This window comes from Zoogloea sp. 1C4, from assembly GCF_009469605.1.
GTDB lineage: Bacteria > Pseudomonadota > Gammaproteobacteria > Burkholderiales > Rhodocyclaceae > Zoogloea > Zoogloea oryzae.
In genome coordinates this window covers 1-2,492 of sequence record NZ_SSXU01000062.1, presented here as the reverse complement: position 1 = coordinate 2,492, position 2,492 = coordinate 1, and the positions used below count along the sequence as shown (strand labels likewise).

Sequence of the window (2,492 nt, the reverse complement as noted above, 5' to 3'; positions counted from 1 at the left end):
AGTAGATACTTTATCTTTCCAATATTCTTTAAAACCTTCAAAACCTCTAGCTCTAACATATCTCCACATAGAACCTGATATTTGTGGCAATCTATATGAACTTAAATTAGTAAGATTAGTAAGTTTGCTATTTGATTCTTTAAGAGTATTCACACATTCTTTGTATAATTCATGTAAATCTTCATTTGAAGATACTTTATTAAATGCTTCTGAATTATCGTATAGTTCTAATTTAGGCAAATAGTATTCTCCCTAGTCTTCAACTTCTGGTTTGTAGTTCTTATTAACAAATGGAGAATTCTAATCTACCTCTGAAAAGTAAATAGATGGCTGTTCTTTAAGTATATATTTTTCTTTCACTGGAACAACTGTTGTAAGATAAGATTTAGGATATATATTACCTTGACTATCTCTATTACAATGTGTCATTTCAAATTCTGCTAAAGTTCCATTAGCAATGGCATCAGCTCTAAGTTTATAGAACAGCTTAGACGGTATCACTTTAGCTATATCGTTAAATTTTAATCCAGTAGTTTTCTTTTTACCGTTTCTTTTTCTTATCCTATATAAATCTACATCTATTTTATCTAATTCAGCTTGAGCAACTCCTGGTATTAACTTTTCAATTTCATGTATCTTATCATCTCTAAATTGTTTAAGTATAGCTCTTTTTCTTTCTTGCAACTATTCATATAGCTTTTTATCTGATTCATTGTTTATTTCAGATCTTTCTACTTTAGCAAGATCATCATAGAATTCTTGAGTATATTCATCTCTAGAATTATACTATAACCATCTTTGATACTGAGCTTCAGATAAATTTGCTTTTTTTTCAGCCTTGATTTTATCAAATAATGCTTTATTTGATTTTAAAACCATACCTTTAGACAACTTATCATTTAATGCAGCTAGTTCTACAGCTATTTCATATTCTTCACCTTGTTTTAATTTTCCATCTATACCATATATACTAGCTAACTATTTTTTTTCTAAATATAAATCCTTTAGTTTACTTTGATTTTCTTCTGATAACTTACTTGTGTCATAGAATCCATTAGCGTCTTTTACAGTATCTAGTAATTTGTGTATTTTGATTTGTACTAATTCTCTAGCATCAGCAGCTAAAGGTGATAGATTGTTAAATAGTTCATAGTATTCAGGAGTATATTTTCTTTCACAATGTTCTGATAACCATTTGTTTTTTCTTTTATTGTACTCTGTACGTATAGTTGGTTTTACAGAGCGTAAATCATCTACATCTAACATGCCTAAATCACTTCTAAGCTACTTTAAGAATTGTTTATAGTCATTGTTAAATCTACCATAGTTTCTTTTTCTAACTAGATATCCAGTAGGTAAACCATTTTCATCAAGCTCTACTAATTTTTTTTGATTAAAAGTACCAGCTTTTTTTAATAGTTCTGTTAGTTTATTATACTTTTCGTAAGTAGCTCTATTAACTTCAAATTCTGCATTTTGAGTTATATGAAATAAAGCTCTAATGGCTTCGTCATTAATTTTATCTCCAGCTCCTACCCAAGCAGTAATAGCTAATATGTCTTTACCTACTGTTTCTTGATGTTCCTATATATAATTTTCTATAGTTGGACTATTAACAGATATACCAATTCTTCTAATTTCTTCAGCAGACTACTTAGTAATCATATTATTAACATTGTTAGCTCCTACATTTAGAATAGTCTGCATTCTTTTTGCTTCCTTTAATAAATTTCTATATAGATTTTCTCCAACTATATATTTATATTCCTCTGTAGCAGATAAAGTATTAACACATTCATCTAACATTGGACAATAGAAATTAAAGAAATCTTGTTTTAGATCTAACAACTACTTTAGTGTCATTTTATCCTACACTCCATTTACTACATCTCTGATTTGTCTTATAGTAGATAGTATATCATATTTAGTACTATATATAAAGTTAGTTATGTTCTAAATCCTATCTACTGTTCTATTTTCTAATTCAGATATTTGTAATGTTAAAGCTGCTTTAAATTCATCTGTAACATTAGTATCTTTTTTATTCAGAGTATATAATCTGGCTTTAAGACCATCGTGTATTTTCTGTATTACTTTTTCCAATTCTTTCTCAAGATTTTCTTTAGTAGCATAATCATATTTATCAAAATACTATCTATATGCTTCTATATATTCTTGTACATCTTGCTGATATCTTTCATCTAGACTATTAGCTAAGTAATACTATAAGGATTCATCTAGCTCTGACCCTTTTATTCTGTTATCAGAAGTAGAAAAAGAACCAGAATTATCAATAGATTTTATCTAATTTGGTCTAGTAGCAACATATACAGTTTGATTTACTTTCTAGTTATCATCAAAATTTGTAAACACTACCCCACTGTTATCCTATTCTGATACCCTGTTTACTATTGGTACAAATCCTTCGCCACTGTCTCTTAATTGCTATTTTGTACCACTGTGTTTCTCTAAATTTCTCACATTTAAAAATA

Annotated in this window: 3 protein-coding genes; all 3 read right to left on the bottom strand. The window is 28.0% G+C overall.

The annotated features are described in order from the left end of the window. Window positions 1–240: hypothetical protein (locus GH681_RS22660; protein WP_153163766.1), on the bottom strand; the 240-nt coding region annotated here is incomplete at its 3' end. Window positions 241–300: 60 nt separating this feature from the next. Next, window positions 301–684 (bottom strand): hypothetical protein, encoded by a 384-nt coding sequence (locus GH681_RS22655; RefSeq protein ID WP_153163765.1) that lies wholly within the window; start codon window positions 682–684, stop codon window positions 301–303. A gap of 294 nt (window positions 685–978) precedes the next feature. Beyond that, window positions 979–1,266, bottom strand: a complete 288-nt coding sequence (locus GH681_RS22650; RefSeq protein ID WP_153163764.1) for a hypothetical protein — start codon at window positions 1,264–1,266, stop codon at window positions 979–981. Between the last annotated feature and the right edge of the window lie 1,226 nt (window positions 1,267–2,492).